Below are 25624 nucleotides of genomic sequence, written 5' to 3' on the forward strand. Positions count from 1 at the left end.
GCGACTTGCCGGTTTCCGGCGGATCGGCGATGACGCCAGTGAAAATTGATGTTCCAGCGCCAGTCTGAGCGAGGCTGGCGAGGGGCGGCTGATCAAGTCCCGCCTTGACGACCCCACCGTCGGAAATCACCAGGACACGCGCTCCGAGCTTGGACTTGAGCTTTGAAAGCCTTGCGCTGCAGCCCGTCCCGCAATTATCTGCGGGACGGGCGTGAACGTGAATGTCAACATTGTGCCGACTTTTACTGATGCCATTTGACGAGAGGCTGATAGTGATGCGGCTGACGCATGACGACCAGGTCTTTTCGCCGGACGATGTTCGTCGGATATGGCGTGTCGAGATTGGTGGTATCGACAGCCGCAGCGGCAATCCCCTCCTCATCCAGAATCGCCGATTCCTGACGTGGAAAAGCAAAGGAATCCGGCCCGAATACCGCACTCTTGCCCAGATAACCCTTTTCCTGGTCCAGCACATTGGCGAAGGCGAAATAGACGTTGTTCTCGCCGCCGCGAACGCGAAGCGCATGCCAGTGGTAGGGATCGGCGCCCTTTGGGATCGGATAGTTGTGCGGGATTTTCGTACCGCCATGGCTGCCGGTGAAGGTGCCGGCGATCGCCGAAGGGCAGGCAACAAGATCGCATCCCATGAGTGAAAGCGAACGGATGGCTTCCGGATAAAGCGCGTCGTGGCCAATCGCCAGGCCCACCCGGCCAATGGCAAGGTCGTAGATTTTCCATTCGTCGCCGGCCGTTGCCCAACTGTCGGCGACGCCCAGATGCGTCTTGCGATAGCTGCCCACCAGCCCCTCGGGCCCTGCAAGCACCACGCTGTTATAGATCCTGTCTTCGTCCGCTTCGGCAAATCCGGCGACGAGATAAAAGCCGAGCTTCATGGCCAGACGAACGAAGGCGGATACGGTGGGACCAGACAGCGGCTCCGCCCGCGTTTGCGGGGCCTCAAGTCCGGTCAGCGACAGTTCCGGGAACACCAGAATGTCCGGCGCCGTTGTCGCCTTAGCCTCGTTTGCGAGCCTTGTTATGTGGGCAATATTGTCTGCAATGACCGAGGTTGGCGCGAACTGGGCAACGGCTGCACGCGATCTGCGTCCGCGCGGGATTGGCTGATAGCCATAGAGGCGGAAATAATCGCCAGGGTTCCAGGTGAAACTGTTGGTCATCATGTTCATGTAGAGCTCGGGCCGGCGCGTCTTGAAGACCGGTTCGCTTAAGACCTCGCGGCGACGGGCACGGGCAAGATCGACCTTGCCATAGGCAATTCCGTCGCCTGTGTCGATGGATGCGGCAACCGTTCCGTCGGGCTCGATCAGGCAACTTCCCCCGGAAAACTGCACGGTTCTTTCCAGACCCCACCGATTACTTTCGATGACATAGCAGGCATTTTCGAAGGCGCGGTTGATCCAGTAGGGAGCGGGCGCGCGCTCCTGCAGCCAGTTGGAGATGTGGCATATGATGTCGGCACCGGCCAGAGCCTCCAGCCGCGCCGTCTCGAAGAAGTGCAGATCCATGCACACCAGCATTGAAATCCGTCCGATCTCCGTTTCGAAGACCTCGTGCACGATGTCGCCATTTGCGGCCCATTTTGGCTCGGCGATATAGGGATGCGACTTGCGGTGCCGACCAACGATGCCATCCGGACCGATCAGAACTGCCGTATTGTAATAGAGATCGCTCGCCGGATCGACTTCCGGCATGCCGACGACGATGTAGCAGCGGTGTTTGCGGGCAATCGCCTGGAAAACATCGGTGGTCGGTCCGGGGATCGCCTCGACGAAGGGCTTCACTTCGGCCCTGTCGAACCAGCAATAGCCTGTCGTCCCCATTTCGGGGGTGACGATCAGGCGGGCGCCGGCCTGCGCCGCTTCCTCGCAAAGGGCGCTCAGCCGGCTGATATTGCGCGCCTTTTCGAACATGGTCGGTTCGAACTGGATAGCGGCGGCGGTGTAGCTCTGTGTCGGTGTCATGATTGTTCCCATTGTCTTATGAAAGGATGCGTCTTTTCAAACAGCCATATGCCTATGAACCAGCGCGTCGGAGAGCGCGTCGATGGCGCCGGCCGCGACCACACCTCCCTTCTCCAGCATGGCGAAGTGGTGAGAGGCATGCCGCGCAAATGCAACGTTCTGCTCGACGAGGATGATCGTCATGCCGATCTCGCGATTGAGCCGGATGATGATCTTTTCAATCTCCTCGACGATCGAGGGCTGGATGCCTTCATTGGGTTCATCGAGAAGCAGTACCTTCGGATCCGCGGCCAGTGCGCGGGCGATGGCGAGCTGCTGTTGCTGGCCGCCCGAAAGCACACCGCCCGGCCGATCGAGGTTGGCCATCAGGTATGGAAAAAGCTCCGGCACCAGTGCCGGAATTTCGCGTTTGCGATCGGTGCGCGCAAAGGCGCCCATCAGGATGTTCTCGCGGATGGTGAAATCGGGAATGATCTCCCGGCCCTGGGGGACGTAGGCGATCCCGGCCCGTGCCCTCATATGCGTCGAAGATGAGCCTATGTCTTTCCCCTGCAGATGCATCTCGCCCGTCATACGGTCGGTCAGCGCCATCAGGGTTTTCAACAGGGTCGTCTTGCCGGTACCGTTGCGGCCAAGAATGCTGGTTACCTTTCCCGCCGGGATATCAAGCGTGACGCCGTGCAGGATATGGCTGCGGCCGTAGTAGCTGTGTACGTTTTTCAATGTCAGCATCAGGATATTCCTTTCGAACCGAGATAGGCCTCGCGGACCTTCGGATTGCTCTCGATATCCCCGACGCTTCCTTCGGCGAGCACCTCTCCCAGATGCAGAACGGTGATGCGTTCGGCGATTTCACGGACGAACCCCATGTCGTGCTCGACGACGAGGATGGTGTGGCGGCCTTTGAGATTTTTGATGATCTGGGCCGTCTTGCGGGTTTCGGCCTGGGTCATGCCCGCCGTCGGCTCGTCCAGCAGAACAACCTTGGGATCCTGGACGATGAGCATGCCCAGTTCCAGCCATTGCGTCTGGCCATGACTGAGATAAGCCGCAGTCACATTCTCCTCCGCTTCGAGGCCGGTGAGGGCGAGTACCTCATCGACGCGTTTGGCTTCGGCGCGTGAAAATCCAAACCGGAGATTGGCAAACACCGATGGATTGCGGCAATTGGCGACCTCCAGATTCTGCCGCACGGTGAGATCGCGAAAAATGCTGGGGATCTGGAATTTTCGACCGATCCCGGCGCGGGCGATCTTGTGTTCCGGCCAGTTGGTGATGTCTGTGTCGTAGACGAAGACCCTGCCTTTTGTGCTGCGGGTCTTGCCGCTGACCAGGTCCATCAAAGTTGTCTTTCCGGCGCCATTTGCGCCGAGCAACACACGCAACTCGCCATCGCGAACGGTAATGCTGACATTGTTGACGGCTCTGAATCCGCCAAAATCGACGCTGAGACCGTCGATGGTCAATGCGATTGCACTCATATTACAATGCCTCGCTTTGTTGCTGTAACGATGAGGATGCCGGGCCTGGTTTGACACGGCGGATAAACTGCCGCAGCACATCGTGCGCGACGCCGCCAAGGCCCCGCGGCATGAACAGGACGACAAGGACGAAGATGAGGCCGATGATCGCTTTCCAGGCCTCGACCAGCGCTTCGGTCTCGCTGACCTCGGCCTCGATCATGTTGATCAGGATCGCGCCGATGCAGGCGCCGAGCAGGGAGGAGCGGCCGCCGACGGCAGCCCAGACGACCATCGTCACCGAGAAAGACAGGTCCATGAAGGTCGGCGAGGCGAACTCCGCGACGACCACATAGAGCATGCCGGCAACGCCGGCGATGCCTGCAGAAATGACAAAGAAGAATACCTGGTAAAGAGAGACGTCGAAGCCAAGATAGCGGGCGCGAAGCTGATCGTCGCGGATCGCCTGTAGGATCATACCTGCACGGGTCTCCACGATGAGACGCGCGCCGATGAGCGTCAGGGACAGGCATGCGGCGCACAGATAATAGGTTGCCCGGCTGTAGGGGTCGAATTCGATGCCGCCGATCGTCAGCCAGCCAAGATCGGTCAGGCCGTTGAAACCGTTCGTCACCGGTTGCGCATCGACCATGACGAGACGCACAAGCAGAACAAGCGCCAGGGTGATGATCGAGACAAAGACACCGGAAATACGCTTGCGGAAAACCAGCATGCCGAGTGCCCCGGCGATCACGACGGGAAGCACGATGCCAAGCACGAGACCCACGGACTGGCTCTGAAACGGAAGCCAGAGGAAGGAGCCCTTGTTGATACAGCAAAGTTCCGTCGGCGCGCCGGGCTCGGCATTCCACAGCATGAAATCCGGAACCGGCCTGTCGGAGCCCTGTTGCAGACTGGTCAGGCTCGACAGTTTCAGCGACATGGCGAGCATGTAGGCGCCCAGGCCAAAAAACAGCCCTTGGCCGAGATTGAGAATGCCGGCATATCCCCATGTGAGCGCAATGGCGACGCCGAGCATGCCGTAGACCAGATATTTCGAAATGCGGTTCAGCCAGAATTCGTCACCGAAAACCGGCGCTGCAAAAATCACCGCGATGAAAAGCACATAGGCGGCGATCTGGAATTTTCGTTCGATGCTCATGTTAGCGCCCCTTGAACGAGAATAGCCCGCTGGGCTTGACGAGAATGACGAGGATGACGACCCCGAAGACGACGGCGCGCGCCAGAATGTCGTTCGTTCCAATCGCCACCAGCGCATTGATTTCGCCCAGAAGCCCTGACGACAGGGCCGTGCCGAAAAGGCTGCCGACCCCGCCGGTCACCACGACCATGAAACCGTCAACGACCATCGTCGTGCCCATGTCGGGGAAAACGGTCTTGAAGCCGGACATCATTACGCCGGCGACGCCCGCAAGGCCGGAACCGAAGGCGAAAGTCAGGGCATTGATGCGTTTCACATCGATGCCGCAAGCGGCGGCCATTTTTGGATTACGGATGATGGCGCGCACCTGCATGCCCGCTGTCGTCCGGTAGAGAATGAACCATGTCGCCAGCGTCAACGTGGCCGTCACCGCGATGATGAAGGTGCGATACGCGTTGATGTCGGCGCCGGCGAACCTGAAGGTGCCCTGCAGATACGAAGGCACGGCGACGTTTTGCAGTCCGGCTCCCAGGCCCTCGATATGAATGCCGAAAAAGCTGAGGCCGAATTCGAGCCTTACGGCCTGCTGCAAAAGGATGGCAATGCCCCAGGTGGCAAGAAGCGTGTCGAGCAGGCGGCCGTAAAGCCTGCGCACCACCACCCGCTCGATCACCAGGCCGAGCAGGGCGGTCACGACAAAAGCCAGGGGAATTGCGAACAGAAGGCCTGTTTTCAGCCAGATGCCCGAGAGGACGGCGACGTAGGCACCGATCATGACCATTTCGCCGTGGGCCATGTTGATGACGCCCATGGCGCCGTAGGTGATGGCAAGACCGAGTGCCACCAGAAGAAGGATTGAGCCGAGACTGAGGCCGATAAAGAGAATGTCGAGCATAACGCCACCGTTCGTGAGAAGGGCGGATCAGACTTTGTCCTGCTCCTTGCCTGCCCTAAAATCGGGTTGGCACCGAGCAGAGGAAAAAACGCAGATCCGCCTTGCCGAGACATGATCCCGCCAGGCATGGCTGGCGGGAGGACGCGGAAAGAGGGGTCAGCCCTTGAGCTTTGCTGCGTCGAGACCGTTGCTGGTGCAGAAAAGATTGCTTTCCGTCTCGCCATAGGCCGAATAGGGCAGCGGCTTGATCGGTGACGGGTAGGCGTTGACGACCTTGCTTTGTCCATCCGGCTGCCATTGGCCGATACGCGGCGTCAGCCAGCAATGCAGGTTGTCGGGGTCGGTGGTCACCTTGCCGCCGGGCGCGTCATAGGTCTGGCCACGAATGCCGGCCCTGATAGCATCGGCGGACAGATCGCCGGATTTCTCCACTGCCTGCTTCCACAGGAATACCTGGAAATAGGCGGCCTCGAGCGAATGGTATGTCACTGCCTTCGGATCGTTGACGAAGGTCCTGAAGCGTTCGATGAAGCTCTTGTTGGCCGGCGTTTCGATCGACATAAAATATGGAAATGATGTGTAGCTGCCCGCCGCATATTCGGCGCCCATGGCGGCGATCTCGATTTCGGAGGTCACTGTCGCGCAGATCGGGATGACCTCCTGCGAGAGGCCCTGGTTCTTGAACTCGCGGTAGAAGGCGATGATCGAGTCGCCAACCACGTTGGAAAGAACCACGTCGGCACCCGATTCTTTGATCTTGCTGACCATGACAGCCCATTCGGAGTGTCCAAGTTCCAGATATTCGTCCGCCACCCATTCTGCGCCCGCCGCCTCGATCAGTTTCTTGGAAACCTTGGCCATCTCGCGCGGATAGACATAGTTGGAGCCAACGATGAAGAACTTCTTCTTGCCCAGTTTCTCGACAATCCAGGGAATGTAGTTGGAGAGCTGCTGGTTTGGAACGGCGCCGGAATAGACGACGTTGCGCGAGCACTCAAAGCCCTCATAGTGCGTCTGGTAGAACAGCATCGCGCCGCGCCGTTCGAAGATCGGCAGCACGGCCTTGCGGCTGGCAGAGGTGTGGCAGCCGAAGATGGTGGAAATCTTGTCCTTGAGGATCAGTTTCGATGCTTTTTCGCTGAAGGTCTTCGGATCGGAAGCGCCGTCTTCGACGACGACTTCCACTTGGCGGCCAAGAACGCCGCCGGCTGCGTTGATTTCGGCCACGGCCATCATGACACCGTTGGCGAGAAGCTTCTCGGCGACAGAAAGCCCGCCCGTCTGGGAGTAGAGCGCACCGACCTTGATAGCATCGGCTGCAAATGCCCGGCCGCCCAGCGCCGGCAAGGCGAGTGCGGCGGAAGCTGTGGCTGCGGTTTTCAGAAAGTCACGTCTGTTGAACACCATCTTGGTTCCCCTTTTTTTGATTGGCGCACGCGACGGCACTGCCCGGCTCTACGGCGAGGCTTTCATGCCGAAAAAATACTGGAAGGCCGACTTCACTGTCAGCAGATAACAAAAAACCCGCGAGGCTTTTCACAGCCTGCGGGCACCCTTGCCATCATCGCATCACGGCTGCGCCGCGTGCAACAGCGGCACATGGCTTCGCGAAACGAAGGGATGTGCCGGAGGTGTTCATCTGGAACACATCAAAAACTAATCATGTTTTTGGGAAGGGCGCAAGAGCTGTTCGGCGTTGATAATCGAATTGGCGATTTCATCGATTGGGACCCGCCGAGCCATCGCTTGCTCGCGCATTTCACGATACGCCTCATTCTCGCTCGTGCCGCGATTGGCCATGAGAATGGCCTTTGCCCGGGCAAGCTTCTGGTCTCCCAAGACCTTGCGCTTATATTTACGGGCTTCCTTGACGAGCCTTTGGCGCTCAAGCCAGAGACTGCGCGCTATGGCGAGATTTGTCAGCAGGCCGAACGGTTTGATCGGTCTCTCGACAATGGCAAGCGCGCCGCTTTCCAGAACGATCTGCAATGTGGAGGGATTTTCGTAACCGACGATGGCGAGCATGGTCGGAGCGGGATTGGGGAGGCACTTCAGCAGGCGTTCGATTTCCGGTCGCGCCTCGTCTTCCATGGCAAGAAAGACGACATCCGTGCCGTGTGGCAACTCGGCAGGGACCGGCCAGAGGCAACTGACCGTACAACCGATACGGCGCAGGTGATCAACGAGAAACTCTCCTTCGGATGTCCGGGGATGAATCACCAGAACCTTGAGGTCCCGCAAATCTCTGAGAAGGGCGAAAGACATCGTCGCTCCTTCTCAGACCTGAACACGATGTGGGAACGGCTGCGTCAGATCCGGGCGATATTCTCGCATGAAGGGATCTGGCGCCACGCGCAGCGACGGGTCATGGACGATGTCATAGCTGCCTTGCGCATTTACTTTTGCAACCCTTGGCCACAGATGGGTGTGGTTCGTCAGCCGGTCTATCTTCACAGCGCCCTGCGGAGCGTCGTACTCGACCTCGTAAAGGGCTGGAAGAAGCTGCTCCAGCCCGTCGCCACCGGCCCGCTGCAAAGCTCCCGCATAGAGATAGACCTGGAAATAGGCCGCTTCGGCCGGCGCGGTCGGCAGCATCTGCTGGCCGTATCGCTGTTGGTAAGCCAAGACGAAGGCACGCGCGCGAGGCGTATTCAGGGAGGCGAAAAACGGGGCCGCGGTGATATGCCCCTCGGCCACTTCCGGCCGCATCCGGATCACGTCGGCCTCGCTTGTCGACTGACTGGCGATTGGCATCGTCGCTGAATCAAAACCCGCCTCTTTGAACGCCGTGTAGAAGGGAATGATACCGTCGCCGACGATTGTCGAATAGATGACATCCGGCCGTGCCGCGCGAATATGCCGGATGATTTTGGCGACATCTTCGGGTTTTAGGTTGAGAGGAACATATATTTCGTCCAGCACCTGACCGCCCAGCTGAAGAAAGAGATCGCTGATCGTCCGGTTGGATTCGTAAGGGTAGACGTAGTTCGAACCCACAAGGAAAACCCGCTTTCCATAATGCTTGGTGAGGAAGTCGACCAGCTGCACGGAGTTTTGGTTGGGTGCGGCCCCGGTGTAGATGCAGTGCCGAGAGTATTCAAACCCCTCATACAGTGTCGGATAGAATAGCAGGGCATCTCGAGCTTCGATGACGGGCAGTACGGCTTTGCGGGTGCTAGACATATGGCAACCGAAAACGACCCGGACCCGATCCTCGTCGCAAAGCTTGACCGCAAGTTCCTTATAGAGATTGGGCGTCGATTTAGGGTCATAGGCGACAGGCTCGATCATCCGGCCAAGGACGCCGCCAGCCGCATTGATTTCGTCAATCGCCAGCAAGGTCGCGAACCTCTGGGTTTTTTCGACGGCTCCGGTCACACCCGTCTCGGAGAACAGCACACCGACCCGCCAGCTTTCTGAATGCATCATCGCCCACCAAAAAATAAAAAAGCTCCCGCCCGTTTCCGGTCGAGAGCTACCCTGCTCATGGAATATCAGCGGCCCGTTGAAGCCTGCAAAACGATGATGTCAGTTTCCTTGTCCGGTGGCAACATAGAGGAGAGCTGAAAACACTCGCAAATCTAAAATCATGGGATCAAAATTCTTCCGCGTGTTCGCCTGAGCATCGAGAATACGCACACACCCTCTTTGCTCCACCGAGCGATGTCTAACTACCCTTCATCCGCGCGGCGCTATTCGGTAGCCTGGATGGAACGCGATATGGACATCGGTTCCACCGCCAAGTCGGCTTCGACAGCGGCGGCCAACACCACATTGCTGAGCTGTAACCGGAGGCAATTTATGTCTCAGCTGGATCTTCGATCGCCTTCGCAAGGCGTTCAAGTTCGACGGAGTAGCAAAAAAAACTGAACAGTACCAACAGGATCAAAGCCCCCTGCAGAACCGTGTGACCAAGCGGAGGCAGCGTGTTGGATTCCGGCAAGTGTCGAAAGAAGATCGTTGAGAACAAGACGCCTCCGAACAGGAAGGCCAGGCGTGCGGCAAACGATAAGAGGTGAGATACGAATATGGAGTGGAACGGTGCGCGGACCTCGACCCAACGCATTCTTGTCCAGTAGCTTGCCTGTAAAAGCAGCGCAACCGCAAGGATTGTGAGCAATGTCGACACGGGCACTTGTTGGCGTTCGCCAAGATGGGTGACGACGGCGTAAAAGATCGGGAAGATAACCCGGAGCAGGAATGCGACCGCCAGGGACTGGAGCACGATGAGTGATCCGTAAGCGAGAGCATTTTTCCTTCGATCAGTCATCATGCGCATTCCCTTCGAGCCGCCTGGAGAGGCTGCGCCCTATGGGTCAATGGCCCACCGCCGGCGCAATGATCCCTAGACGCCCTAGCCCACTGACAATCAGCTGGACTGCGACAGCGGTCAGCAAAATCCCGAACACGACCTCTGAGACGACCATGCTCGCTGGCTTCATGTGTTTGGACAGCTTGTCGGTATTGGTAAAAACGACATAGTCGAAAGCAGCGACAATCAGGATCAGAACAGCGACAACTACCGCGCTGGCGACTGAGACAACTTCGCCAGACGCCAGGATTATGACGGTTATGCCGACGGGGTTGAGCAAATAGGGAACCGCAAGCGGGAACACTGCGAGTTTGTCCGGATCGATCGGATCGGCAAGCTCGTCATGCGGCTTTTCCGTCGGTCCGGATGCCATCTTGATCGCTATGAGCGCAAGGATGATGCCACCTGCCACAGCGACGGCGCCGCCGGTTATGTGGAGAAGTCGCATCAGAAGCGCGCCGGTCGCAAAGAGGATCAGTGCTGTGACGAGTGCTGTCAGTACCATCTGGCGGCCGATGCGCACTTTGGTCGCGGTGTCGAAACTATGGGTTTTCTCAAGAAACGGCACGAGGGCAATTTTTGGACCCATGCCGATCAAAAGCAAAAGAAGAAGCTTTCCGACAAGCGTGGCGTCGATGGTGTTGAAGTCCATGGAAGATCCCCTTCGTTGATGATCTGCGCGTGCGCGAGCAGCATGATTGTCCCAGCCAAGCAGTTTCAGTGCGGGCAAACGTCCCAGAAGCCGGTCGTTTTGGCCGGAGACGTGTAATACCAGCACTGGCCGGGCTGCGGCGGTGTACCAGCCAGTGCGACAGCTGCTGCACCGGTGACGACGCCAATGGCTGCGCCTGCAGCTATCGCGGCGCCCGGCCGCCAGTAGCGGCGGGGAGCAACAACGACAACGCCGCGCCGCGCTGGCCGGTAGGCCGGGGCCGCAGGCCGATGGGCAGGGCGATATGCGGGTGCATGACGACGTCCGGCAGCAGCGCAACCGCGCGGTCCGCACGCCGCCACACCGCAGCCTCGGGGGCCGCAGGCTGCAGCCCCACGACGGGCTTCAGCGGTCGAGGGTAAAAGAACCGGTATGCTGATCAGCATCAGCACGGCGATCAGGCTGAGTAGGTGTGATACGATTTTTGAGGTTTTCATTTCATATCCTCCTTGTGATCTTTGATGGCGTTTCGCCTGGTTCACTTCGTGATCAAGCTGGCCCGGGCACGGTCACGGCGTTGTGTTTTGCCAGCGCCTGTTGGGCAGCGGCAGCAAGACCCTCTTCCTTTCCGCCTGCGACTTGCACGGTCGGAACGGCGATCTTGATGCCTTGGGCGTTGAATGCTTCCCGCAGCATTGCATAAGCTCTGCGACGGATGGCCGATTGCAGTTGGGTAGGTTTCAACGTCATCCCAAAGCTCAATTTTATTCCAATGTCTGTGATCTCTTCGACGCCTTTCATTTTGAGGTTCTCAATAATGAACGGCTGGAATTCGGGGTCATCGTACAGGGCTTTGCCCACGGCTTTGGTGATTGCCTTGACCTGGGCGACGTCGGATTCGTAGGACACGGACAGCAGGAATTTGACCACTGACCAGTCGCGGCTCATGTTCTGGACGGCACCCAGTTCACTGAATGGGACGATGAATATCGGGCCCCTGTGGTGCCTAAGCTTGACCGAGCGGAGACTGAACGCCTCGACGGTTCCTTTGTAACTGCCGCTCTGAATGTATTCACCAATCCGGAATGCATCGTCGAGTAGATAGAACATGCCGCTGATGATGTCCTTGACGACGGTCTGCGCACCAAAGCCAATGGCGACGCCTACGACGCCAGCACCGGCGATCAATGGTCCGATCTCGATTCCGAGTGAAGACAGGGCCATCATGATCGCAATCGCTGCAAAAAGGATCATGACGAAGTTGCGCAGGATCGGTAGAAGAGTTCTCAAACGGGTACGCCGCCGCTCCCGCTCGCTTCCAATCTCAAGCGCGGCTTCCGTGTCTCCCATTTTCCGATCGATCAGCACTTTAACGACATTCCATGCCAGATCGACGACGAGGAGAATGATGCCGGCGCTTAGCACTCCACGTAAGAGCCGTAGCGCGGGTGAATCCTGCATCGTCATCTCGGTCAGTCGAACGTCCATGACATCGGCGAGGAAGAGGATGGCTGCAACGATCAGGGCTGCCCTTATCCCACGCTCGACGACAACCGAAACCACTGTGACACGTTTATGACCATCCTCTTCAGCGCCGGAGCGGCGCAGAATGTTGTTTATAGATGCTTTGGTAAGAACGATCGCGCCTGGCAATGCGGCGCAGACGACCATAATCCAGAAAAGCGTCGTCGCGCCCGCCACCCAGAGCAACCAGATACCGGTTAAATAGGCAGTCCAAAGCCAGTTGCGACCATTCAATCCAATCCGGCTGCCCTGTAACGTGGAGGAATGAGGCGGGCGTCGCCATATGGCCTCGATAGCAATGCCGAGAAGAATGAAACCCAGGAAGTAGGCCGCGAGCTGCCGCGCCGGGATCGATAGGCCAAGCGTACCGAGAAGCCGAATGGTCACCCAGCCAAAGGCGTACCAACCCACGAGATAGCTCAGTCGTTTTGCCCAGTGACCTGCCGTCTCGTCAGAGATCGGAACCACGCGGAAACGGCCTTTCTCGTTCGAGCGTGGCGCCAAAAACACATCCAGTACTGCGCTGGCGAGGCGGTAAATGACGACAGCGAACAGGAAGCCGACGACGATTTCCCTAACGATCGGTGGCCACTCAAAAAGCAGGAAGAAACCGATGCTGCCCAGCCCGAACGACAGCACGTAAAAAGCCGCCCAGAGCAGCCGGGCGGTTATGGCAATAATCCTGTGCCAAACGGTCGTGAACGAGGCTTCCGCCATCCATGACCGCCAGCCAGCACTGATCCACCAAAATGCCCATTGAGCGGCAAGTCCTGCGACAACAAACGCGACCACCAGCACGATGGGCCGGGTCCCGCCAATCGTCTTGATGTCCTGCTCAAGTAAAGCGGCGCCACGCATTGCTTCGGACGGAAAAGAATGTGCAGCGTCGACCATTGCGGCGGCATGGGCGCGGAAACGCATTGTCGATGCGGCAAACGAGGGACCCGCCTCTGCGCTGGTCGAAGGCGGCGCTTCAGGATTCGCTCCACGAGCGACGTGCTGCAACCATTTCTGAACATCGGGATCCGACATTAGGGTGATGAAGTGCTGGACATTGGGTGGTTGTTCCGCCGGAGCGGGCGCGTCAGGCATTTGCGCTGCTACGGCTGAGATGCCAACGAAAAGGATGAGCATCGCCGCAATAGACGTGCGAGATATTTTCATCAGCAAAAATTTCAGGCGCATTACCATTGTCTGTCCCTGTTGTGGTACCTCGGCGCCCTTCCGAAGGACGCTCGACCCGCTAGTGATGACATGCTTCAGTCGAAGTGTTCGGTGTGTTGCAGTGCGATGATTTGCGTGTCGTGCCACCTGAACCAAGAAGGGACTGAACGCCCCCGGCATAATTGTCTCTGGTGTCGGCATCGACGACGGCAACCGGAGCGGCAAGGATCAGCCCTGCGGTACTGCCCACTGCCGCTGCCGTGCCGGTTGTTGCTGCAAGGATCGTATCTCCAAGGCCAATCTTGCTGTCCGTCAAAGTCTGTCCATCAGAAATCCGGGCTCCAATCAGCCGGACGATCTCTGGCGACTCCGCGAACTTCCCGTGGTTGAGGCTGTCCCCGGCTTTGATCATGGTGAGGTCGATTACCGAGATCTGGCTTTCGGCCAATTCACTCTTGTAGGGAGGCTGCTCAGGGTCGATAGCGCCAAGCCTCGCGACGTTGCCCCACACTCGGCGGGACACGGCCAATGCCCGATCATCCCGGGAGACAAATAAAGTGAATTTCGGATGCTTTTTGCCCATGTCGGCGATCTGTTGCCGGAAGACGTCGACGTCGACGTCGGGAGATGCGAGCATCACATTCTTGAACTTGGCCGGAAGGCTTCCATTGCGAATGGCCATTTGACGAAGCGCCTCGAGCGCGAGCCAGTTACCCATGGAATGAGCAAGGATCGAAACTTCCTTCACCTGCTTATCCCTGGCCAGATATTGAAAAAGCAACTCCAGGGCATTGCGCGTATAGTTGGTGCTCTCGCGGTCGTAGCCGTACGCAAGCAGGCTTCCGCGCGACGGCCAGGTGACCAGTACGGGAGCGCTCGCTACGCCGGAATCCTGGACGATTTGGGCAAAGCGATAGACCGAGTCTTCAAATCGATTGTTGAAGCCGTGAATGAAGACCAGCACGCTGCCGTCACGGCTCTTTCTGACGGAAGCGCTCAGCCATTTCCGGGCATCGTCGCGGCTGATTTCCTGTGCCTTTAACGTCGCAAAATCAGTGGCTGGATTGGGAGGAATCCTTTTCGGCCAGGCAACATTACCAATCTTGCGGACATTTCCCGGAGGGATGGACACGGTGATCTCCGCGAAGGCCGCATCCCTTGCGCGTTCACCCGTAAACATCTCGCCTTTGTTCGCGGAGCGACTACGCGTTGTTGTGATCAGCATGTCCACCTTGGTGGATGCGGGGGCGCTATCGGCAACAGGGACAAGAACGTTTTTCGCGTGGCCGCCGCAACCAACGAGAGCTGCGAACATCACACAAAAAGGGAGCCTTCCCATTCGATATGGAAAGCGTCCGTTACGGAGGTCCCTTGTATCGTTGCCGTTCACCAGATCGCCCGCCGCCATTTGTCACAGCTTTGTCCTCGCCACGTCGGCGCACAAAAAACCTATGCGAATGACGGGCTGTTTTCCCGTAACATCGGGTATGTTACGGGCATCCGGCGGACGATGCCGTCATCTGAATGCGTGAAAGTGTGGAAGTTGCCAGAGACAATCACACGCGGCCCCGTAACCGTCGTCTTTCTCGCCCGCTCGCTAGCGTGGTAAAACATGCGAGGCCTTGACGGTGCTGCAATCCGACCCCGGTAAGTTGACCGCACCAGCGTATATTACGGTAACATACTGCACGAGCCGCGCTTCATCAAAGAATATGCCATCGAGACATTCGGCGTCGCCGTGACGCTGTGACGGTGGGAGAGGACAATGGATGAAGGTGTGGCTGCGGTCAGGCTGCGGTTTCCCACAAGAGTTCAGGCCATCAACGAGCTTGCCTCGCGGGACGTCATATTCTGTGAAATCTGCCAGGATTTTGCCGAAGCCCAGACGGAGTTGGCAAGATGGGAGGCGGCTTCTTCCGATCCAGTCCGAGATGACCGTGTGGCCGAATACAGGGAATTGTTGGCGGCCCTTGGCAGAGAGATTGAAGATGCTCTCGCCCGAGCCACCGTTGTCTCTCTTCATCGCTCACCTGGTCCGCGCCCGGTGTAATTCCGCCGGATGGGCAGTTAACTTCGAAGGAACGAGATCGTGGCTTCCGAGATATCACACGAGCCTGTAACTACCCCGCCACCCCGCAATCCCCTGCGGAGGATCGCTTTCGCTGTCGTTTGTCTGGCGCTGGTCCTGTTCGTGCTGTCAATCTTCATGGAGCGGCGGACACCATCAACATCTCAAGCGCAGGTCCAGGCGTATGTCGTTGGTATAGCGCCTGAAGTCACAGGTCGCGTCGTGGAAGTGGGCGTTAACGACAATACGCGGGTGGAGGCCGACCAGATCCTGTTCCGAATTGATCCCCAGCGCTACCAACTCGCCGTGAACGAGGCGGAGGCCGGTCTGGCCAGTGTCGGCCAGTCAATCGGCGCATCGACCGCTGCGGTGGATGCCGCCCAAGCAAAGCTTGTCCAGATCCGTGCCGACAGGGACAACCTTCGCGACCAATATGCCAGGGCCTCCGAACTCCTCAAAAACGGCGTGTTTTCAAAAGCCCGTTTCGACGCCGCCAAATCTGCCTTCGATCAGGCAGAGGCCTCGGTTTCCGGTGCGCAGGCTGATCTCACCAAGGCCCGCGAGCAGCTCGGCCCTTCCGGAAACGACAATCCGCAACTGCGCGCAGCTCTTGCGGGATTGGAGAAGGCCAGGCTGGACCTGATGCATACCACAGTGCGGGCGCCTTCGTCCGGGGTCGTGACAAACCTTCAGCTCACCAGTGGCAAGGTCTTGCCAGCCGGCCAACCGGCCATGACCTTTATCGATGTGGGCACCATCTGGATCAATGCCGCGTTCAAGGAGAACAGCCTCGAAAATGTCGTCGTCGGCAACAGGGCGGAAATCCTTTTTGATGCCCTTCCAGGCCGACTGTTCCCTGCCACGGTAGAAAGCGTCGGCTTCGGTGTCTCGCAAGGGAGCACGGATCCGAGCACCGGGTTGCCAACCATGCGCAGTGACAGCGGCTGGGTCAAGGAAGCGCAGCGGTTTCCGGTCCGTCTCAATATCGATGAAGCTCAAAGACCCAAGGGCGGCGTGCGCTACGGTTCGCAGGCGACCGTCATCATCTATACCGGTAACAATCCGGTCACCAATGCTTGGGGATCATTCTGGATCCGTATCATGTCGGTGCTCACCTATGTCAACTGACAGCACCGCCGCCCAGCAGAAACGAAAAGGATTGCGGGTCGCTCTTGCGGTTTCGATCGGCTTTGTGCTGGCGGTGTATTGGGGGGCCTTTGTTCCGTTCCTCGGGCCGCTTTTCGCCGCGCAATTTCTGCTGGGAAGCTCTCGACCGATGCCGCTTGCCAAGACACTTGGCGCGGCGCTCGTCATTCTGGTCGCGGGAATGGCGATGATGATCTTGACCAGCAGCCTCGGCAATCGTCCTGTTCCCTTTCTCCTGCTTCTGGGGCTAACCTATTTCCTGTGTTTTGCCTTACAGGCGTCGGGAAAGGGCGGGCCTGCGGTCTTTCTGGTGTTGGTGGTCGCGATCATCGTTCCGCTGCTCGGTATTTTGAACGATGAGTTGGCCAATTCCATCCTCTCGATTCTTGTTGGTGGCGTGTTGTCGGGCACGCTTTTGATGTGGCTCGCCCATGCGATCTTTCCCGAACCGGTATTTCTGGACGGAAGTGCCGCGCCATCCTTCGACCAGCCGCCGGCTCTGCTGAGAGCATTGGCCAATACGCTGATCCTGCTGGCATCTGTCGTGATCTGCCTGACGAGCGACAATCTGACGGCCGCGGCGGTCATTCCGATCACCGTTGCATCCTTACTCGGCCAGCTCGACGTCGCCGCAAGCACGCGGGCAGCTGTTGGGCTTATAATGGTCAATCTATTCGGCGGCGTCCTCGCATCTTTAGCTTATGCGATCCTCACGCTTCGCCCCAACCTGTTCTCGATCTTTCTGATTGTCCTTGTCGTTGCCCTCTTTCTGGGAGGTCGGGCAGCAGCTCGTACCAGGGAGGCGCCGATGTTTGCCGGTGCACTGACGATTTTCCTTATCCTGTTCGGGCTCGGTGTGTCGCCCCTGCCTGGCAGTGCTGCGGAAAGCTTCGCCACCCGCATTGTCTATATCGCGTTTGCTTTGACCTACACTCTGTTGCTCGCCACCATTCTGTGGCCCAGAAGGCCGCACCTGAGAAGGATAAACCCATGAAAACGCAGCTCGTCTGATTTCTACAGCGGTGCGTGGATCTGGAAGTATCCGCGTAAGATGTGGGCGTTCGAAAAAGGCCTGAAGGAAAGAGATATTGGCGTCACCTTTCCTACCTGCCCGTTTGGTACGTCGCAGCGGGCGGCATTTCGATTTTCAGCGTATTAAGCCTCTGCGCTAGCGCGGCTGCAAATCCGAAGCACTGATGGTTATCGCAGCGGGTTCTTTAACCTTGGGAGGCAGCATTCCGGCTTTGCGAAGTCCCTCTACCAGTCGGTCACGATCACCTGGCTGTACGTTCCGCATCGCCAGTTCTTCAACGACGTTTGGCAGGAAGTCCGGGCGCATTCGAACGAAAATCTCTGCCTCGTGCCGGGCTTGATCCATCATTCCGGCATCTGCGTATATGACCGCCGCAACCGCATGAAACAGCGGAAATTTTTGCATATCAGCCTTGGTGATCTCGCGGACGGCGGTTGAATTGTCGTGGAGCATGTAGGCTGCAAGAGCGCGTGTGCCGTTATAATAGCCGCTGCCGCCTGGATTGAGTGCGATAGCCTGATCAAGCAGGTTGGCTCCCCGTTGCCACTGGCCGCCAAGGGCTAGTCTGGTGCCGAACTCGCCCATCAACTCGGTGTCGTTGGGGTTGGTAGCGAGGGCCACTTCGCCTACTCGCATCGCCTCGGTAAGCTCCCGGTTGAAAAACAGGGCCATCATCAACGCCTGAAGCCCTCGCGTGTTGCTCGCATCAAGCTGGGTCGACCGCCGCGCCGCGCGAAGCGCCCGCTGTAATGGTGTTTCCGGACCTTGGCCCCTATTGAATTTGAAGCGGTCTTCATCGAGATAGATGATTGATAGCATCGCCCAGGCAGTGGAAAAGGTCGGATACCGCGCAACGGATGTTTCCAGGCATTCGCGAACGTGTGCATGCTCTTCGGGGCTGAGCTCGCTACGATATGCGTAAAAGCGCAGGCTGCATTCGTATGCACCAAGATCCTGCGGTGGAGGATTTGCGGTGTCGGCCTGTGCCATCACACCATATGGTTGCGCAATGGCGGTGGCGACTCTTCTGGCCACGTCCGCCTGTATGGAAAACAGGTCTTTCGATCCGAGATCGTTGTCATAATCCCGGGACCAGACTATTTCGCCATCGTCGGTGTCCAGAAGACGGGCTGTCACGCGCAGGCTGTTTCCAGCAGTTCGCACACCCCCGGTCAGAAGATAACGGGCCCCAAGCTCTTCCCTAACTTTGGATACACCGACGTCCGACGGCAGCGCTTTGGACGTCTCGCGACCAAAGACCTTGATCTCCTTGAAGCGGGGCAGGGCAGTCAGAAGCTCCTCCGTAAGCCCGAGGCTGTATAACTGGGCGTTTGGTCCATCGCCCAAATTGGCGAAAGGAGCCACAATTAGGGCGGGTCTGTCGGGAGCCGTGCTTTCGGCTAACTGTTCTGTTGGCGCCAATCTTGAGTGACTTGAGAATTGATAGGCAGACGCAGCCGTAAGCAGGGCAAGGCAAGTAAGTGAAAGCCGCCTCACGCTCCACCATCGGACCATCGGCGATAGCTGTGATGCCGGAACGGACCCATTATCGACCTTCTTGGAAACGACCGCAGTATTCAATGAGAACACCGGGGCATATCCGCCCTTCGGTATGTCGATCCTGACCGGGTCCTTGTGACCTTCCACCAGATAATAACGTTCTAGCGAACGCCTTAGACGCGCGGCCTCGATCCGCACGACCGGATCGTCCTGCGTGAAGCTTTCATTGCGGCCGAATACCTCAATTGCGATGGAGTAACCCTTGATGCGGGCGGCCCGCCCGGCGATGGCTTCCTCGACAACATATCGCAGAAATGCGGCACTTCGCCCCAAGCCGGGAAACTCCGCGCTCGCGACGATGCGTTCGAGTTGCGACCGGATTTCCTCTACTCCCGGAGGGTCTCGTGCTGCAGTTGAAGCCGTGGACACCGTCGTCTGCATAGCCGCCTCCCGTCCCCCTCGAGATTCATCGCATGCGTGTAGTGTGTTGTGAGCTTACACCCGAGATATGGGCGCGTCCATTGTTCCGTCGAGCCGTCGCCTGTGAAAGCCCGCTGTTTTTGTCTTTATATGCACATAAGGCTAACGCCTTGAGCAAACGTTTCGTTAGTTGCGGTGCCCGACGATTGCACCCGATCAGGCATTTAAGATCGAGAGCGAGCTGGTTGCCATGTTCTTGGCGTCCCAACAGCATGTTCCCGGTGGTGCTACATTTCCATCATCTATGCCGACTGATACGTCCGCTTTCCGTGGACGGCAACGCCGTAGTTTCGACTGTAACAGAGTTGACTCTGGCAACTGGGCAAAGCGCCTGCATTCCAGTCGTGAATTGCGAGGCGCTATGGCCGGCTGCTAGTCGGGCCTCCTGCAATCTGAGATGCTTGTGGTACTGACTAGGACTGAACGCTGTTATCGCCAGAAAATGGCGATGCAGGCTTGCGCGGCTCATGCCGCTGGCATCGCGATCTTCGAGATGGTCGATGCGGTGTTCGCGCCTCTTTTCCGGTACTTCGGTTTCATCGACCCAGCCATAACGCAGACGATATCTCAGGGTCTCCCGCGCGTCACGCGATGGCGCGAGGCTTTGACTCTACGAGCGAGTGTCGTCGCAGCGGTCAGTCAGGACTACGGTCAGCGGTTCAAGCAACCTCTGGCCGCGCACCGGGTGCTTTTGGCGGATTGATGCCCCCCAGGCCAGCCTTTGCTCGCTTGGTGTCTTGACCCGGGGGCGCTCCGAAGAGACGCCTGTATTCGCGGTTGAACTGCGACGCGCTCTCATAGCCGACGGCGAACGCAACTTCGGCTGCACCTGCCTGGTTCGCGATCATGCGTCGGCGGGCCTCGTGGAGCCGGATATATTTCTGATACTGAAGCGGACTGACGGCGGCGACGGCTTTGAAGCGATCGTAAAAGACGGATACACTCATGCCGGCAAGTGCCGCGACCGCCTTGAAATCGAGACGTTCGGCGTAGTGGTCGCGTATCCAGGCCATTGCCTTTCGGATGTGCATCAGACGCGAGTCAGCCCCGGCAATCTGACGCAGCAGGCCGCCATGCGGCCCCATCAGTAGCCGAAACATCAGCTCATGCTCCAGAGACTGAGCCATAACGTGGATTTCGGATGGGCGATCGAGCAGTTCTACCAATCTCCCCCAAGCACCGAGAAGCGACGCGCTCGCGGTGCTGACGCCGTATCCCGATTCCATCGGTAACTCCGGCATCGCCGCCATCTCAAGGACGAGGTCGGACAGCATAGGCGGGTCCAGATATAAACCGATTGCGACAAACGGTCTGTCTGGCGACGCTTCGCAAACTTGGCCCAAGGCGGCAATCTCGGCTGCGACGATCATGCTTTGGCCGGGTCCGTATTCAAACATCTTGTCGCCGATAAACATGCGCTGCGTACCCTGGATCACCAGGGACGCCGCAGGATCGTAGATCAGCGGATCGACCTCGGTCGTATGGTCGAGAGTATACGCGAACAGTCGCGGCAATTTAAGACTGGGACGGCCAGCATGACGCATGGCGATGGCGCGTATTTTGTCGAGTTCGCTCATGGAGTCACCCTAAGTCGATTGCCCAGTTTTATCAAGTATTCCGGAAGATCAGGCAAGAGTGCCGGAAGTTTCGGCATCGTGGCATTGGGGTCGAAATCCTAATATCGCGGCAAGACAGAGGCCAACGGGGCTTCTGATGGCCCAGGAGAAACTGCCATGCCCACCCCAATCGAAACCGTTTCGGCTTTTTGCGCCACGTTCGTTGAAGACGGCGGAAGGCCAGCCGTGCGCCGCTGGTTCACACCCGCCACGCGCTGGGTCAATGAAGGCGTGTCAGTCACGACGGGCGCCGACGAGGCCATTGCGATGATCGACGGACTGGAGACATCGCTGGGAATATCGACAGTCCATATCGATATGCTCGCGATTGCCGCCGATGGATCCCGCGTTCTCACCGAAAGGCTTGACCGGTTCGAGCGCGCCGACGGCAGTGAAATCGGGCGCGTGATGATCATGGGAATTTTCGAGCTCGAAGGCGACAAGATTGTCGAATGGCGGGACTATTTCGACGTAACCGCCGTCCAGAAGTTCTCTGCCGGCTAGCACGGCAGCTTGCGAACGATGATGTTGAGTGCAGGGACTATTGTCTCCGCACTCAACACAAGGCAGTCGACTGGACTTTCGACGACAGGCCGCAATCCTTCCAAAGCAGATGGGCCACGTCCCGAAGGCTTCGCACCGCAAAGACTTCAAATAGTCAGTAGGTCTTTAGCTGGAAGCGAATTGTCATGTCTTTCGAGAAACTCCACCATGGCAGCCTTGAGCGCCACGCCACTGACGCGGGTCCTCATCATATCCCTGGTCAGCGTCGCAATGATCTCGGCAGCTTCGCAGACCGGCAGACCACCATCCCTGATATTGGAGACACAATTTCGGCTGGAATCCAGGTTTCCCGACTTGGGACCGTAAGTGATGTAAGCACCGAGGCTGTCGGCAGCTGAAAGTCCCGGACGTTCGCCGACAAGCACGATCGTCAGTTTTGCACCTAATGCCTCACCGGCAGGATCGCCGAGCGCGACGCGCGCCTGGCTCGCCAGCACAATTGGTGCAGCGGTCAGGTTCAGGATAGCGAGCTTCGGAACAAGCGCCTCGATCAACGGCACGGCATTGAGATCGATCGCGTGGGACGACAGGCCATCCGCGACGATAATTGCGACATCATAGCCATTGATCGTTCTCTCATGTTTCAGCCGTTTTTCGGATTCCGCCGCAAGCCGCCGGCCAAGATCCGGCCGCCGCACATAGGTGCTGCGGTCACTTGCCATGCTATCGACATTGACAGCCGGAAGGCCGAGACGATCGAGCCTGTCTGCCAGCGAGGGCCGGTCGACGCTCGTCCAGACCGCTTCGCGTGCCCGCGCGTGGTCGAGAAGGAAGGCAAGTTGAGCGCGTGTCGGAAGACCCGCGCCATGACGGCCGAGCGAAACACGCGCATCGGTCATATCCTTGATAGTGAGGTTTTTTCCGGCAGCAGTGGGTTCTCTCACCTCTTCCATGTCAGGCTCCGATCAATGCGCTGTTGCGGACATAATTGGAAAGCGCGACAGGCTCGCCGACCAGCGCGCCATCTGGATCGGTCAGGCCGATTTCGAAAAGCCATTTCTCGAACTCTGGTGCGGGTGGCCGCTTCAGCGTCTCGCGGCAATAGACGGCATCGTGATGCGATAACGACTGGTAGTTCAGCATGATATCGTCGGCGCCGGGAACGGTGATGACGAAATTGACATTGGCTGCGCAGAGGAGCGTCAACAGCGTATCCATGTCTTCCTGATCAGCATCGGCATGGTTGGTGTAGCAGACGTCGACGCCCATCGGCAGGCCAAGGAGCTTGCCGCAGAAATGATCCTCGATGCCGGCACGGATGATCTGCTTGCCGTTGAACAAGTATTCCGGCCCGATGAAACCGACGACCGTATTGACGAGCAGTGGATCGAACTCGCGCGCCACGGCATAGGCACGTGCCTCCATCGTCTGCTGGTCAACGCCGAAATGCGCATCGGCCGAAAGCGCCGCGCCCTGCCCAGTCTCGAAATACATGACGTTTGCGCCCGGCATGCCACGACCAAGCGACCGCCCCGCCTCATGTGCCTCCTTCAGAAGCGCCAGATCGATGCCGAAGCCGCGATTGGCCTTTTCCGATCCCGCCACCGACTGGAAGACGAGATCGACCGGCGCACCGCGTTCGATTGCCTGGATCGCCGTCGTTACATGGCCAAGGCAACAGGTCTGTGTCGGGATCGCAAGCTTTTCCCGCAATTCGTCGAGCAAGGAAACGATGCGGATATAGTCATCCGTCGCATCGGTCGCGGGATTGACGCCAATCACGGCATCTCCCGACCCCATCAGCAGCCCGTCGATGGCAGACGCGATGATACCGCGGCTGTCATCGGTCGGGTGGTTGGGCTGGTTGCGGGTGGAAAGCCGCCCGGCGAGCCCGATCGTGTTTCGGAATCGCGTCACGACACGTCGCTTGGCAGAAACAGCTATCATGTCCTGCAGGCGCATGATCTTCGACACGGCCGCGACCATTTCCGGCGTCAGTCCGAAGGTCACCGCCTCCAGCCGCTCATGCGACGTCTCGGGCTTGAGCAGCCATTCGCGCAATTCACCGACAGTAAGCGAGGAAACTGCGGAAAAGGCTGCCGGATCGTGCCGTTGCGCGATCAGTCGGGAAACCTCGTCATCCTCCGACGAAATGAGCTCCTCGCCGAGAAATGCTTTCAAGGGGAGATCGGCCAGCGCCATCTGGGCTGCCAAGCGCTCGACCGGGCCTTGCGCCGCAATGCCGGCCAGCTGGTCGCCGGAGCGCTCCGGGGTTGCTTTCGCAAGCAGCATTTTCAAGTCATCAAAGCGGAAGACAGTCTGCTCGATTGTCGTCGTATAGGGCATTTGTTCACGTCACCGGTTGAGGAGGGCCAGGGCTTCGTCATGAAGTCTCGGGGTGGCCGACGCCAGAACCCGTCCGTCGGAATGGATCGAAAGCGCATTTCCCCGCCAGTCCGTAATGCATCCGCCGGCACCCGTCACAACGGGCACGAGAGCCATGTAGTCGTAAGGTTTAAGTCCCGTCTCGAGAGCGATGTCGCAATGGCCGGAAGCGATCAGACCATAGATGTAGCAGTCTCCACCGAAACGCCGCAGCCTGGCTTTGCGGGAGAGACGCTCGAAGCTTTCAGCTTCGATGTCCACGAACATATCCGGCGAAGTCGTATAAAAACGGGCGCTGGAGAGGTTTTCGCAGCCGCTGGCGTGGGCCGGCTTGCCAGCAAAGAGTGTCTCTCCCGGCCGGCCCTGCCAGCGTTCGCCGGTGGCTGGAATATCGATCAGACCACAGAATGGCTTTTCCTGAAATGTCAGTGAGACAAGCGTACCAAACAGCGGGAAACCGGTGATGAAGCTCTTGGTGCCGTCGATCGGGTCCAGCACCCATGTAAAGGCGTTACCTGCCTTTACGCCGAACTCCTCACCATGGATGCCGTGATCGGGAAAACGCGCCTCGATCATCTCGCGGAGATGTTTTTCGATCGTCCGGTCGGCGATTGTCACCGGGCTATCGTCGAGTTTTGAGATCACGTCGAGCGGGGTCCGGAAATAGGAGAGCGCCAGCGGACGCGCGGCGTCGGCAAGTTCCGCGGCGAAGGTGATATAGGTCGCAGCTTCTTGCGGGCTGATATCGGTGACTGGCATCAAAGGGCTTTCAGGAACAGGGGCCAACGGGGGTCGTGGATGATCGAGCGGGCGCGCATATGCTTCCAGATTCCGTACTTGTAAAAGTCGAAATCGAGGGTCGATATCCGGTTTTGTACCATCGCCCAGGTGCTCCACTTGATGTCGGCGAGTGCCTTGTGGACGATGAAGCGAGCGTGATGCGCCTTGTCGTAACGACCGAAATACTCCTCGATTATCTCGCAGTCGGTCGCCTCGGAATAGAACATCTCGCCACTCCAGATCGCGAGATCGTAGAGCCTCTCATTATTCGACGCATATTCGAAATCGATCAGCTTGATCGACTTGTCGTCACCGATCAGGAAATTGCCCGGCATCGGGTCGTTGAAACAGGGAACCAGATCGAGCCCGGATGCCTCAAGCGCGGCGCGCGCCTGTCTGTAGTTGCGCAAGAGCCAGTCGTGGTCGAGCGGCCAGTGGCCGTCAAGCTGGCGCACTTGGTCGAAATGTTCCTCGATCATGTCGAAGACGTTTTTGGTCAGCGGCAGGGCAGGGGCATCGTGAAACTGCCGGTAGACGCGCACCGCTTCGTTGCGGATCGCCGGGTCTGCAAAATCCCTATGTGTCGAGGCGCGGCGACCGTCGATGAACTCGGCGATTTCGATGTCGAGGTGATCGAGATAGTCGAATGTCTTCGGGCCGATTCCGATCACTTCCGCCTGCTTGCTGGCGGCAGCGGCGGCCTTGCGATCGATGAACATCTCGGTGCCGCGGCCGGGAATCTTTAGAAAATACCCACGCTCTTCGCCTTCGACCTCGATGCGGAAATTGGTGTTGCTGATTCCGCCGGAAACCGGACTGTAGCGCAGCCTCCGTCCTTCCCAAGGTGGTACCTGGATGATTGCAGCCTCAACTGCCCGTTCGGCATCGGATCGTGCCATTCCCAGTTCATTCATAGGCTTGTTCCCGTTATTGTTTCTAGCCCGTTATCGTTCTCGTATGC

The 25624-nt window shown here is 58.3% G+C and carries 23 protein-coding genes and 1 pseudogene; 4 read left to right on the top strand and 20 right to left on the bottom strand.

Going from position 1 to position 25624, the window contains the following annotated elements; translation table 11 throughout:
• Nucleotides 1–242: 242 nt before the first annotated feature.
• From G6L97_RS25625 to G6L97_RS25685, 13 genes are all read right to left on the bottom strand, one after another.
• A complete protein-coding gene (locus G6L97_RS25625; RefSeq protein WP_065687646.1) occupies nucleotides 243–1994 on the bottom strand; it encodes a nitrilase-related carbon-nitrogen hydrolase in 1752 nt (583 codons plus the stop codon).
• Nucleotides 1995–2018: 24 nt separating this feature from the next.
• Nucleotides 2019–2714, bottom strand: a complete 696-nt coding sequence (gene urtE, locus G6L97_RS25630; protein WP_003516996.1) for an urea ABC transporter ATP-binding subunit UrtE — start codon at nucleotides 2712–2714, stop codon at nucleotides 2019–2021.
• On the bottom strand, nucleotides 2714–3463 hold the full coding sequence (urtD, locus tag G6L97_RS25635) for an urea ABC transporter ATP-binding protein UrtD (protein WP_013637550.1): 750 nt from the start codon (nucleotides 3461–3463) through the stop codon (nucleotides 2714–2716). Before urtD ends, urtE begins: the two co-directional genes overlap by 1 nt.
• A gap of 1 nt (nucleotide 3464) precedes the next feature.
• Complete coding sequence (gene urtC / locus G6L97_RS25640; RefSeq protein ID WP_013637551.1) at nucleotides 3465–4604, bottom strand: urea ABC transporter permease subunit UrtC; 1140 nt, start codon at nucleotides 4602–4604, stop codon at nucleotides 3465–3467.
• 1 nt (nucleotide 4605) lies between these two features.
• Nucleotides 4606–5499 (bottom strand): urea ABC transporter permease subunit UrtB, encoded by an 894-nt coding sequence (gene urtB, locus G6L97_RS25645; protein WP_013637552.1) that lies wholly within the window; start codon nucleotides 5497–5499, stop codon nucleotides 4606–4608.
• A 156-nt stretch (nucleotides 5500–5655) separates the two neighbouring features.
• Nucleotides 5656–6906 carry a transporter substrate-binding domain-containing protein gene (locus G6L97_RS25650; RefSeq protein ID WP_013637553.1) on the bottom strand — a complete coding sequence of 417 codons (1251 nt, stop codon included), beginning with the start codon at nucleotides 6904–6906 and terminating at the stop codon, nucleotides 5656–5658.
• A gap of 249 nt (nucleotides 6907–7155) precedes the next feature.
• Entirely contained in the window at nucleotides 7156–7764 is a 609-nt protein-coding gene (locus G6L97_RS25655) for an ANTAR domain-containing response regulator (RefSeq protein ID WP_003516987.1), read from the bottom strand.
• Between the two features lie 12 nt (nucleotides 7765–7776).
• Complete coding sequence (locus G6L97_RS25660) at nucleotides 7777–8928, bottom strand: transporter substrate-binding domain-containing protein (RefSeq protein WP_060641975.1); 1152 nt, start codon at nucleotides 8926–8928, stop codon at nucleotides 7777–7779.
• Nucleotides 8929–9298: 370 nt separating this feature from the next.
• Entirely contained in the window at nucleotides 9299–9772 is a 474-nt protein-coding gene (locus G6L97_RS25665) for a hypothetical protein (RefSeq protein WP_013637555.1), read from the bottom strand.
• A 43-nt stretch (nucleotides 9773–9815) separates the two neighbouring features.
• Complete coding sequence (locus G6L97_RS25670; protein WP_003516981.1) at nucleotides 9816–10463, bottom strand: MarC family protein; 648 nt, start codon at nucleotides 10461–10463, stop codon at nucleotides 9816–9818.
• Nucleotides 10464–10528: 65 nt separating this feature from the next.
• Nucleotides 10529–10960: a hypothetical protein gene (locus G6L97_RS25675; protein WP_013637556.1), complete on the bottom strand. Its 432-nt coding sequence runs from the start codon at nucleotides 10958–10960 to the stop codon at nucleotides 10529–10531.
• Between the two features lie 52 nt (nucleotides 10961–11012).
• Nucleotides 11013–13178: a mechanosensitive ion channel family protein gene (locus G6L97_RS25680; protein WP_113292222.1), complete on the bottom strand. Its 2166-nt coding sequence runs from the start codon at nucleotides 13176–13178 to the stop codon at nucleotides 11013–11015.
• 52 nt (nucleotides 13179–13230) lie between these two features.
• Nucleotides 13231–14490: an alpha/beta hydrolase gene (locus tag G6L97_RS25685; RefSeq protein ID WP_065687664.1), complete on the bottom strand. Its 1260-nt coding sequence runs from the start codon at nucleotides 14488–14490 to the stop codon at nucleotides 13231–13233.
• A 426-nt stretch (nucleotides 14491–14916) separates the two neighbouring features.
• Between G6L97_RS25685 and G6L97_RS25690 the strand changes: the two genes are divergently transcribed.
• Genes G6L97_RS25690 through G6L97_RS25700 form a run of 3 tightly spaced genes read left to right on the top strand, consistent with a single transcriptional unit; the run spans nucleotide 14917 to nucleotide 17359 of the window.
• The gene (locus tag G6L97_RS25690; protein ID WP_035200796.1) at nucleotides 14917–15201 is read left to right on the top strand and encodes a hypothetical protein; all 285 of its coding nucleotides are present in this window, start codon (nucleotides 14917–14919) and stop codon (nucleotides 15199–15201) included.
• A gap of 39 nt (nucleotides 15202–15240) precedes the next feature.
• Entirely contained in the window at nucleotides 15241–16347 is a 1107-nt protein-coding gene (locus tag G6L97_RS25695; RefSeq protein WP_113292224.1) for an HlyD family secretion protein, read from the top strand.
• Complete coding sequence (locus tag G6L97_RS25700) at nucleotides 16337–17359, top strand: DUF2955 domain-containing protein (RefSeq protein ID WP_174004268.1); 1023 nt, start codon at nucleotides 16337–16339, stop codon at nucleotides 17357–17359. Before G6L97_RS25695 ends, G6L97_RS25700 begins: the two co-directional genes overlap by 11 nt.
• 174 nt (nucleotides 17360–17533) lie before the next feature.
• Here the strand turns inward: G6L97_RS25700 and G6L97_RS25705 are convergent, their stop codons facing one another.
• The 3 genes and pseudogenes from G6L97_RS25705 to G6L97_RS25710 all read right to left on the bottom strand — a co-directional run bounded on the left by G6L97_RS25705 (nucleotide 17534) and on the right by G6L97_RS25710 (nucleotide 20955).
• Nucleotides 17534–19339, bottom strand: a complete 1806-nt coding sequence (locus G6L97_RS25705; protein WP_174004266.1) for an adenylate cyclase — start codon at nucleotides 19337–19339, stop codon at nucleotides 17534–17536.
• Between the two features lie 349 nt (nucleotides 19340–19688).
• Nucleotides 19689–19859, bottom strand: a pseudogene (locus tag G6L97_RS28270) (AraC family transcriptional regulator); the annotation flags it as partial.
• Nucleotides 19860–20037: 178 nt separating this feature from the next.
• The gene (locus tag G6L97_RS25710) at nucleotides 20038–20955 is read right to left on the bottom strand and encodes an AraC family transcriptional regulator (protein ID WP_174004264.1); all 918 of its coding nucleotides are present in this window, start codon (nucleotides 20953–20955) and stop codon (nucleotides 20038–20040) included.
• Nucleotides 20956–21111: 156 nt separating this feature from the next.
• On the opposite strand from G6L97_RS25710, the gene G6L97_RS25715 reads away from it, so the two are divergent.
• Nucleotides 21112–21498 (top strand): limonene-1,2-epoxide hydrolase, encoded by a 387-nt coding sequence (locus tag G6L97_RS25715; protein ID WP_025591684.1) that lies wholly within the window; start codon nucleotides 21112–21114, stop codon nucleotides 21496–21498.
• 146 nt (nucleotides 21499–21644) lie between these two features.
• On the opposite strand, the gene eutC is transcribed toward G6L97_RS25715, so the two are convergent.
• Genes eutC through G6L97_RS25735 form a run of 4 tightly spaced genes read right to left on the bottom strand, consistent with a single transcriptional unit; the run spans nucleotide 21645 to nucleotide 25577 of the window.
• Nucleotides 21645–22451 (bottom strand): ethanolamine ammonia-lyase subunit EutC, encoded by an 807-nt coding sequence (eutC, locus tag G6L97_RS25720; protein WP_003516961.1) that lies wholly within the window; start codon nucleotides 22449–22451, stop codon nucleotides 21645–21647.
• A gap of 1 nt (nucleotide 22452) precedes the next feature.
• On the bottom strand, nucleotides 22453–23844 hold the full coding sequence (locus G6L97_RS25725; protein WP_060641971.1) for an ethanolamine ammonia-lyase subunit EutB: 1392 nt from the start codon (nucleotides 23842–23844) through the stop codon (nucleotides 22453–22455).
• A gap of 9 nt (nucleotides 23845–23853) precedes the next feature.
• Nucleotides 23854–24642: a histidinol-phosphatase gene (hisN, locus tag G6L97_RS25730; protein WP_113292228.1), complete on the bottom strand. Its 789-nt coding sequence runs from the start codon at nucleotides 24640–24642 to the stop codon at nucleotides 23854–23856.
• Nucleotides 24642–25577, bottom strand: a complete 936-nt coding sequence (locus G6L97_RS25735) for a choline/ethanolamine kinase family protein (RefSeq protein ID WP_113292229.1) — start codon at nucleotides 25575–25577, stop codon at nucleotides 24642–24644. Before G6L97_RS25735 ends, hisN begins: the two co-directional genes overlap by 1 nt.
• Nucleotides 25578–25624 lie beyond the last annotated feature (47 nt).

This window comes from Agrobacterium tumefaciens (assembly GCF_013318015.2).
GTDB lineage: Bacteria > Pseudomonadota > Alphaproteobacteria > Rhizobiales > Rhizobiaceae > Agrobacterium > Agrobacterium tumefaciens.

Coding starts and splice junctions, on each gene's coding strand:
- G6L97_RS25685 (WP_065687664.1), bottom strand. CDS start 14,490: ATGGGAAGGCTCCCTTTTTGTGTGATGTTCGCAGCTCTCGTTGGTTGC.
- G6L97_RS25660 (WP_060641975.1), bottom strand. CDS start 8,928: ATGATGCATTCAGAAAGCTGGCGGGTCGGTGTGCTGTTCTCCGAGACG.
- eutC (WP_003516961.1), bottom strand. CDS start 22,451: ATGGAAGAGGTGAGAGAACCCACTGCTGCCGGAAAAAACCTCACTATC.
- urtD (WP_013637550.1), bottom strand. CDS start 3,463: ATGAGTGCAATCGCATTGACCATCGACGGTCTCAGCGTCGATTTTGGC.
- G6L97_RS25725 (WP_060641971.1), bottom strand. CDS start 23,844: ATGCCCTATACGACGACAATCGAGCAGACTGTCTTCCGCTTTGATGAC.
- G6L97_RS25670 (WP_003516981.1), bottom strand. CDS start 10,463: ATGGACTTCAACACCATCGACGCCACGCTTGTCGGAAAGCTTCTTCTT.
- urtE (WP_003516996.1), bottom strand. CDS start 2,714: ATGCTGACATTGAAAAACGTACACAGCTACTACGGCCGCAGCCATATC.
- G6L97_RS25705 (WP_174004266.1), bottom strand. CDS start 19,339: ATGCAGACGACGGTGTCCACGGCTTCAACTGCAGCACGAGACCCTCCG.
- G6L97_RS25625 (WP_065687646.1), bottom strand. CDS start 1,994: ATGGGAACAATCATGACACCGACACAGAGCTACACCGCCGCCGCTATC.
- G6L97_RS25690 (WP_035200796.1), top strand. CDS start 14,917: ATGGATGAAGGTGTGGCTGCGGTCAGGCTGCGGTTTCCCACAAGAGTT.
- hisN (WP_113292228.1), bottom strand. CDS start 24,642: ATGCCAGTCACCGATATCAGCCCGCAAGAAGCTGCGACCTATATCACC.
- G6L97_RS25655 (WP_003516987.1), bottom strand. CDS start 7,764: ATGTCTTTCGCCCTTCTCAGAGATTTGCGGGACCTCAAGGTTCTGGTG.
- urtC (WP_013637551.1), bottom strand. CDS start 4,604: ATGAGCATCGAACGAAAATTCCAGATCGCCGCCTATGTGCTTTTCATC.
- G6L97_RS25710 (WP_174004264.1), bottom strand. CDS start 20,955: ATGAGCGAACTCGACAAAATACGCGCCATCGCCATGCGTCATGCTGGC.
- G6L97_RS25665 (WP_013637555.1), bottom strand. CDS start 9,772: ATGATGACTGATCGAAGGAAAAATGCTCTCGCTTACGGATCACTCATC.
- G6L97_RS25700 (WP_174004268.1), top strand. CDS start 16,337: ATGTCAACTGACAGCACCGCCGCCCAGCAGAAACGAAAAGGATTGCGG.
- G6L97_RS25715 (WP_025591684.1), top strand. CDS start 21,112: ATGCCCACCCCAATCGAAACCGTTTCGGCTTTTTGCGCCACGTTCGTT.
- urtB (WP_013637552.1), bottom strand. CDS start 5,499: ATGCTCGACATTCTCTTTATCGGCCTCAGTCTCGGCTCAATCCTTCTT.
- G6L97_RS25675 (WP_013637556.1), bottom strand. CDS start 10,960: ATGAAAACCTCAAAAATCGTATCACACCTACTCAGCCTGATCGCCGTG.
- G6L97_RS25735 (WP_113292229.1), bottom strand. CDS start 25,577: ATGAATGAACTGGGAATGGCACGATCCGATGCCGAACGGGCAGTTGAG.
- G6L97_RS25680 (WP_113292222.1), bottom strand. CDS start 13,178: ATGGTAATGCGCCTGAAATTTTTGCTGATGAAAATATCTCGCACGTCT.
- G6L97_RS25650 (WP_013637553.1), bottom strand. CDS start 6,906: ATGGTGTTCAACAGACGTGACTTTCTGAAAACCGCAGCCACAGCTTCC.